The 7370-nt window shown below is 63.4% G+C and carries 7 protein-coding genes and 1 tRNA gene; 1 reads left to right on the forward strand and 7 read right to left on the reverse strand.

Annotated features, from left to right (window positions below):
* Positions 1 to 337: 337 nt before the first annotated feature.
* From A1351_RS01025 to sppA, 7 genes are all read right to left on the reverse strand, one after another.
* Positions 338 to 1786: a DUF1501 domain-containing protein gene (locus tag A1351_RS01025; RefSeq protein ID WP_198162184.1), complete on the reverse strand. Its 1449-nt coding sequence runs from the start codon at positions 1784 to 1786 to the stop codon at positions 338 to 340.
* 38 nt (positions 1787 to 1824) lie between these two features.
* Entirely contained in the window at positions 1825 to 4140 is a 2316-nt protein-coding gene (locus A1351_RS01030; protein ID WP_064031936.1) for a DUF1549 and DUF1553 domain-containing protein, read from the reverse strand.
* A 285-nt stretch (positions 4141 to 4425) separates the two neighbouring features.
* Entirely contained in the window at positions 4426 to 4617 is a 192-nt protein-coding gene (locus A1351_RS24260; protein WP_157096023.1) for a hypothetical protein, read from the reverse strand.
* 98 nt (positions 4618 to 4715) lie between these two features.
* A tRNA-Thr gene (locus tag A1351_RS01035) sits at positions 4716 to 4791 on the reverse strand.
* An 83-nt stretch (positions 4792 to 4874) separates the two neighbouring features.
* Positions 4875 to 5225 carry a lipopolysaccharide assembly protein LapA domain-containing protein gene (locus A1351_RS01040; RefSeq protein WP_064031937.1) on the reverse strand — a complete coding sequence of 117 codons (351 nt, stop codon included), beginning with the start codon at positions 5223 to 5225 and terminating at the stop codon, positions 4875 to 4877.
* A gap of 36 nt (positions 5226 to 5261) precedes the next feature.
* The gene (gene ihfB / locus A1351_RS01045; protein WP_018264144.1) at positions 5262 to 5549 is read right to left on the reverse strand and encodes an integration host factor subunit beta; all 288 of its coding nucleotides are present in this window, start codon (positions 5547 to 5549) and stop codon (positions 5262 to 5264) included.
* 43 nt (positions 5550 to 5592) lie between these two features.
* Positions 5593 to 6567, reverse strand: coding sequence for a signal peptide peptidase SppA (gene sppA, locus A1351_RS01050; protein ID WP_064031938.1), 975 nt, complete (start codon positions 6565 to 6567; stop codon positions 5593 to 5595).
* Positions 6568 to 6743: 176 nt separating this feature from the next.
* Here sppA and A1351_RS01055 point away from each other — a divergent pair, with 176 nt between their 5' ends.
* Positions 6744 to 7331, forward strand: a complete 588-nt coding sequence (locus tag A1351_RS01055; protein ID WP_064031939.1) for a hypothetical protein — start codon at positions 6744 to 6746, stop codon at positions 7329 to 7331.
* The last annotated feature ends 39 nt before the right edge of the window (positions 7332 to 7370 follow it).

Consider the following 7370-nt stretch of genomic DNA (forward strand, 5'->3'; position numbering starts at 1 on the left):
TTTCAAGGACAGGGCCGCTGAAGCCGTGCCACTGGGGGGCGGCGCCGGAGGCACGTGGGTTATTGCGCGAGCTCGGCCGAAGGGTCGGACGGAATCGTGAGCACTTGCCTCGATAATTCGCCGAGCGGACATTGATGTGCTTCGAATTCTCATGAAAGCGAAAAATTGAAACGCTGTTGTCGACGCCTGAGCGATCGAACGTGCCGCCGCCACAGACTTCCACGCGTTCCCCGTATCTCACGACTCGCGCCGTTCTTACGCGGGCCATTGACGCGGGAAACAAAGACGCCCGCCCCTGGTTCTGGGGCGGGCGCATTTTTCCGTCGAAGGGCGATGGTCAGGCGAGGAGATCGCCGACTACCTTGCCATAGACCACCGTCGGACGCTCGGCGCGGCCGGCGCGCAGATAGATCGTTTTCAGGTGATCGAGGCCGAGCAGCTGCAGCACGGTCGCATGCAGATCATAGGTGTCGACCGGATTCTCGACGGTCTTCAGGCCGATCTCATCGGTCGCGCCATAGGTGAGGCCGTGCTTCAAGCCGCCGCCCGCGAGCCACTGCGTATAGCCCCAGGGGTTATGATCGCGGCCGTCGCCGCTCTGGCCATAGGAGGTGCGGCCGAATTCCGACGTCCAAACGATCAGCGTCTCGTCCAGCAGCCCGCGCGACGCGAGATCGGCCAGCAGGCCGGCGATCGGCTTGTCGATCGCCCGGGTGTTGGCGCCGTGATTCTCCTCGAGCTTGCGATGCGCGTCCCAGTTCTTATTGTCGTCGCTGATGCCGTCGACGGGGCCGGAGACGACCTGGATGAAACGCACGCCGCGCTCGACCAGACGACGCGCGCGCAGCAGCGCCGTGCCGTAGTCCTTGGTGGCGTCATTATCGAGACCATAGAGCGCCTTGGTGGCCGCCGTCTCCTTGGAGAGATCGACGGCTTCCGGCGCCGAGGTCTCCATGCGATAGGCGAGCTCATAGGAGCGCGTGCGCGCCTGCAGCTCGGTGTCGGACGGCTGCTCGCCGGACTTGTGCTCATTGAGCTTGCGCAGCAGATCGAGATTGTCGCGCTGCTGAGCCGCGGCGATCAGCTCCGGCTTGTCGAGATTGAGGATCGGCGACGCGCCGGGACGGAAGGCCGTACCCTGATAGACCGCCGGCAGGAAGCCGGAGCTCCAATTCACCGAGCCGCCGCGCGGCTCGCGCTTGCCGCTATAGAGCACGACATAGGGCGGCAGATCGGGATTGGCGGAGCCGAGCGCATAGGTGATCCAGGCGCCGAGCGACGGACGGCCGGGCGTGACGTCGCCGGTGTTGAGCTTCAGGATCGATATGTCATGCGTCGCGCCGACCGTGACGCTCGACTTGACGAAGGTGATCTTGTCGGCGTGCTGCGCGAGGTTGGGCAGCAGGTCCGAGAACCACGCGCCGCTCTGGCCATATTGCTTCCATGTGCGCTTGGAGGCGAAGAGCTTGCCGGCGCCGCCGGAGGTGGTGACCTGGAGCCCTTTCAGGAAGGACTCGGGAACCTCCTGGCCGGCGAGGCGCACCAGCTCGGGCTTATAGTCATAGAGATCGAGCGTGCTCGGCGCGCCGTCCATATGCAACCAGATTACCGATTTCACCTTGGGAGCGAAATGCGGAGCCTTCTTCGTCAGTGGATCGACGAAGGTCGCCGCCGCCTGGGCGAGCGGAACCGAGAACACGCCGCCGCCCGGCATGAAGCCGTTCAGCGCCACACCGCCGAGGCCATACCCGGCGTTGAACAGCCATTCTCGACGCGTCTTGCTCATGATGACGTTCCTTTTCTTCCAGATGATCGATGCGATTGTCAGAAGCGGTAGATGAACTCATTGGAATTCGCGACCGTATGCACGAGGTCGACGAAGGCGGACGCGCGGATCGGATTGGTCGTGCTCACGTCTTTTCCTGTCGGCACGGCGATCGAGAATTTGCCGTCGGAGGGCTTGGCTCCGATGAGCTTCTCATGCTCGTCGAGAAAGGCGTGGAGCAGCGATTTCTCGTATGCGTCGGGGCTGCGTGAGAACAGGATCTGATAGAGCCGTTCCAAGCGCGCGCCCTCGTCGGCGCCGGCCTCGCGAATGACGCGGCCGGCGAGCGCCTGCGACCATTGGAAGACGAGATCATTATTGACGAGCGTCAGCGCTTGCAGCGGCGTCGTGGTGACGTCGCGCTTGCTGTGCGCCTGCTGTGGATTGTTGAGGTCGAAGGTCTCGAGCAGCGGATAGGGAACGCTCCGCCGCGCGAAAATATAGAGGCTGCGCCGATTGATCTCGTGCGGATCATTGGACGCCTCCCAAGCCGGGCCGACATTGAGATTGGCCGGCAGCGGCGGATACACCGCGGGACCGCCGATCGCTCCCTCGAGACGGCCGGACGCCTGCAGGAAGGAATCGCGAATCTGCTCGGCGTCGAGTCGCTTGCGCGGGAAGACGGCGAGCAGCTTATTCTCCGGATCGGCGGCGGCGACATCGTCACGATGCGCGGAAGATTGCCGATAGGCGCTCGACAAGAGAATCTCGCGGTGCAGCTTTTTGATGCTCCAGCCGCCATCGACGAAGCTATTGGCGAGATAGTCGAGCAGCTCGGGATTGGTCGGCTTGTCGCCGGCCTTGCCGAAATCGCTGACCGTGCCGACGATGCCCTTGCCGAAATATTCGTTCCAGACGCGATTCACGAAAACGCGCGCGGTCAAGGGATTGCTCGGGCTGGTGAGCCAATTGGCGAGCGCCGTGCGGCGGCCGGAGGAGGCAGCCGTCGGCGTGATCGCAGGGGTCTCGCCATTGGCGAAAGCCTCGGGGAAGGCCGGCTGCACCTCGTCGAGCGGACGCTCGTGATTGCCGCCGAAATATATGTAAGTGGGCGGAGCATCGGAATGTCCGAGCTCGGTCGCCGCGGTGAATGTGTCCGCGCCGCGCGTCGGCTTGAGCTTCTCGAATTTCTTCAGCTCTTCCGTGAGCTTTTGATATTCGGCCCATTTCGCCACCGCCTCCGGCGTATGGTCGGGGCTCTGCGCATCATTGGCGATGTCGCGCAGATAATTGGCTAGCGCCGGCTGATCGGTGACGACATCCGCCCGATAATTGACCCAACGGTCGAGCGCGTTCCACTCGGATTTCGCCTTGAAGAGCGAGGCGCGCGCATCGGGATTGTAGCGCTCCTTGTAGAAGCTGGAGGCCTTGTCGCGAATCTGCGCGATGATCGCCTTCTGCTTGTCCAGAATATCCTTGGCCGCCGTCTCGTATTTGGCGAGCGCCTTCTCATAGGCGATCTCCTGCTCGCCCTTGGCGGCGGGGATTTTTTCGTCGAAGGCCGTATTGGCGAAAAAGGCCTGCAGCGAGAAATAATCTTTCTGCGTGATCTTGTCGGACTTGTGATTGTGGCAGCGCGCGCAGCCGACCGTCGTGCCGAGGATCGCCGTTCCGATCGTGTCTGTGATGTCGGTCGTGATCTGATATTTGCGGCCGATGAGGTCGCGCGCATTGGGGTTATCGGTGTAGCTCGCCAGGAAGCCGGTGGCGACCAGCGCTTTCTGATCGCCGGGTGCGATTTCGTCCGCGGCGATCTGCTCCTGAATGAAGCGCGAATAGGGCTTGTCCTCATTGAAGGACTGGACGACGTAATCGCGATAGCGGAAGAAATTGGGGCGCGTCACATCATTCTGAAAGCCCGCGCTATCCGCATAGCGCGCGAGATCGAGCCAGCGGCGCGCCTGCCGCTCGCCATAGCGCGGCGAGGCCAGCAATCGATCGATGAGCTTCTCATAAGCGTCGGGCGAGGCGTCGTTGACGAAAGCGGCGACATCCTCTGGTTCGGGAATGAGGCCCGAGACGTCCAGCGTTGCGCGGCGAATGAAAGCCGTGCGGTCTGCGTCCTGCGACGGGGAGAGCTTCGCCGCTTCGATCTTCGCGAGGAGGAAAGCGTCGATCGGCGAGCGCACCCATGCTTTGCGTTCCACCTCCGGGATCGCCGGACGCTGCACGGGCTGATAGGCCCAATGCGGACGCGACGCGCCGCTCGAACGCGCCGGACCCGCCGCAGGCGCGACATCCGCCGCGATGGCGATCGTCGCCGTGGACGCGCCGAGCATCAGCGCCAACAACACATGCTTCAGTGGTTTTTTCATCCTCGTCACCCCCAACGGCAATTCGTCTCGGCGATGTGGTCCCGACAGACGCCTCGGACCAACGGCCGGCGAGGGGATCGAGCCCTCGATTGGCCGGATACATATTCCTACTAGGATGATATGTTTTTAACAAGCGCTGAATATCAAAAATGTGCAATTACGTGACTGTCAAAATAGCCTCGTCGATAAGCTCCTATAAAACCCACCGGAAAGCACGGGTGTCTTCTGTCTGCGGCCGATGCGTCGTCATCTCGATCGAGGTGTGAGCGCGCTTCGGAGGCGATGTCATCCCTCTCGCTCGACAGCCGCCGGTGATGAGCTGCGCGCGTGATCGCCTGGAGCAGGATGCGACAGAGAAAATCCTCCGATCTCGACCAGTGTGCGGCAGGCCGGGGACGCGCGACGACCACGGATTCCCGAATCACGCGATAATGACGGCGTCGATTCGACGGCGATCGCGACGATCTTCTCGATCAAGGGAGGTCCGCGACGCGCCTGAGCCGGCTATCACGGGGCTCTCGGGCCGGGACAGGTATTTTCGAGGGGATGGCGCGAGGCTCGAAGCCTGGAAATATTGGTGCCGCAAGAGGGATTCGAACCCCCGACCCCATCATTACGAATGATGTGCTCTACCAGCTGAGCTATTGCGGCATTCCCTGGACGGGCCGCGGCTCGTCCGAGGCGTTCCTCTTAGCGGCGCCGAATGGGTTTTTCAAGCGCCTCGGGCTTGTTCGTCAAAGGTCGTTGCGCGAAGAGCGGTTAGGGGCGGGCGAAAGGCTCGCCAGCGCCTGGCCGCGCAGCTGATCCGCCTCGGAACGGGCCTTTTTGGCGTCGGCGCGCGCGGTCTTGGCGGCGCGGCGATAGCGGCCATGCGCCACCCAGGATGACAGGCCGCCCGCCAGCACGCCCAGCGCGATCGCCGCCAGAACCACGAGATAGAGCGGCGCCTCGAAAGACGGCCCGCTCTCGCCCGCGCCCGGAAACGGGTCCAGGAAAATCTTCACCGGCCCGCGATTCGCCACCGCGAAATATAAGAACGCCAGCGCCAGCGGAACAAAGACGAGAATGCGCAGAACCGATCTCATGTCACCTTCCTACTTCGTCCGCTGCCCTATCGAAGGTCAGCCGTGGGCGTCGTTCAGCCGCTCGCGCATTTCCTTGCCCGTCTTGAAGAAGGGCACGGATTTCTCCTCCACCGAGACTTGCTCGCCGGTGCGCGGATTGCGACCCGTTCGGGCCTCTCGCCGTTTCACGGAAAAGGCGCCGAAGCCGCGCAGCTCGACCCGGTCGCCGCGCGCGAGCGCCAGTGTGATCTCGTCGAGAATCGTGCTGACGATCGTCTCGACGTCGCGCTGATAGAGATGCCCATTGCGGGCGGCAATTCTTTGGATGAGTTCGGATTTGATCATGCGACGTTCCAGTTCTACCGACGTGACCGCATCGATCGGAGCCTCAATCGGGCATGGGAGCGTGCCAAATCGCAACCATACCGTCAAGCAGCCCCTGCTGCGCGAGAAGGCCGGCGCGCTCCAGCGCGTCGGCGAAGGCCGAAAGTCCCAGCGTCCGCGACATGGACGCCATCGAATCGACGAGGCCGAGCTTTTCCAGCGTGCTCTTTTCTTTCCAGTCGCGCACCGGCAGCTTCTTGGCGACGCCCTTATTGGCCTCCAGCCATTCGATCGCCTCGCGCTCGCCGCCGAGCTTGTCGATGAGCTTCAGCGGCAGGCTCTGGCGGCCGGTGAAGACGCGGCCGTCCGAGACCTTGGCGAGCTCCTCGTCGGTGAGCTTGCGGCGGTCCTTCACCAGCTGCTTGAACCAGTCGTAGGAATCGGTGACGAGCGCGGCGATGGCCTCGCGCGCGGCGTCGCTGGTCGGCTCCAGCCCATTGGGCGCGGCCTTCAGCGGGGAGGATTTCACCTCCTCCACCTTCACGCCCACAGTGTCGAGCAGGCGCGAGACATTGGGGAATTGGAACAGCACGCCGATCGAGCCGACGATCGAATTGCCTTGCGCGAAAATCTCGTCGGAGGCGATGGCGGCGATATAGGCGCCGGAGGCGGCGAGCGTCCCGACGACGGCGACCATGGGCTTTTTCTCGGCGAGGCGGCGCAGCTCGTCATGGAGCTTCTCGGAGCCGGTCGTGGTGCCGCCGGGGCTGTCGATATTCAGCAGCACGGCGCTCGCATGTGATTCGCCGATCGATTTGACGAGATCGAGCGTCGCCTTGTCGCCGGTGATGAGGCCGCTGATCGACAGGCGGGCGATATGGGGCGAGAGCTTGGCGGCCGGGCTCGGCCCGCCCTCGCCGAATCGCGCAAAGGCCGCGAGGCCGGCGAGGGCGACGGCGACCACGGCCAGAACGCGCCAATAGCCGAGCTTGCGGCGAAGGCGGCGACGATCGATCAGATATTCATTGGGAAGCGACATGCCGGGGCTCGGGCTCGACAGAAAGGGGCGCGACGGGCGCGAGACTAGCCTGTTTCGCGCCGCGAGGGAATCGCCGGGAGGGAATCGGCCGCGCGCATTCGCGCCGCTCTATCGTTCGAATTGCAAAATCGCATAAAAAATTGCAGTTTCGCCGCAGATCGGAAGCCTCGGGGAGCATGGGGAAATTGGTCTCGCCTCGCCTTTGTTCGCGTCTCGCTGTCGCGCTCGCCCTCGTCGGCGCCGCTCTTTCCGCCCCTGCGGCGAAGGCGGCCGGCTGGCATTATTATGATCCCGAGTGCCCCGTGGCGCTCGGGGCCGGCAAGGCGATGAAATTCGTCGCCATGCAGCCCAAGAAGAACATAGATCGCGTCTGCGACGTGCTTCCCGACACAGGCGCGACGGTGATCGCGCTGGACGCTCCAGACGCAGAATTGCGCGAGATGAATTGGGATATTCGCGTCGTCCGCGATATCGACGGCGATGGCGAGCCGGCCGAGAGCGATACTGTTCTGCGCCTGCCTTTGCAGAAGTTTCGCAATGGCATGGTCAATTTCGACGTCAATATTCAGACGGCGGGCAAATATGCGCTCTACGCCCGGCTGTCGAGCGACGATGGCGCGAAGGAGTTCGTCGGCCGCCACCATTTCACCGTGGGGCTGATCGACAATACGGAACTCTATGCCTACGTCTTTTTCGGCCTGCTGGTCGCGGGCGTCGGCGGACGCTTCGGCTATGTCGCGCTGAAGAAGCGACAGGCCGCCTGACGGCCGCGGGCGTTTCTACCTCCCCCTCGAGGGGGAGGT

It is taken from the genome of Methylosinus sp. R-45379, from assembly GCF_001644125.1.
GTDB lineage: Bacteria > Pseudomonadota > Alphaproteobacteria > Rhizobiales > Beijerinckiaceae > Methylosinus.

What these genes read in the sequence shown, in the direction of transcription:
- A1351_RS01040 (WP_064031937.1), bottom strand. Translation starts at nt 5,225, where the DNA reads ATGAGATCGGTTCTGCGCATTCTCGTCTTTGTTCCGCTGGCGCTGGCG.
- A1351_RS01055 (WP_064031939.1), top strand. Translation starts at nt 6,744, where the DNA reads ATGGGGAAATTGGTCTCGCCTCGCCTTTGTTCGCGTCTCGCTGTCGCG.
- sppA (WP_064031938.1), bottom strand. Translation starts at nt 6,567, where the DNA reads ATGTCGCTTCCCAATGAATATCTGATCGATCGTCGCCGCCTTCGCCGC.
- ihfB (WP_018264144.1), bottom strand. Translation starts at nt 5,549, where the DNA reads ATGATCAAATCCGAACTCATCCAAAGAATTGCCGCCCGCAATGGGCAT.
- A1351_RS01025 (WP_198162184.1), bottom strand. Translation starts at nt 1,786, where the DNA reads ATGAGCAAGACGCGTCGAGAATGGCTGTTCAACGCCGGGTATGGCCTC.
- A1351_RS01030 (WP_064031936.1), bottom strand. Translation starts at nt 4,140, where the DNA reads ATGAAAAAACCACTGAAGCATGTGTTGTTGGCGCTGATGCTCGGCGCG.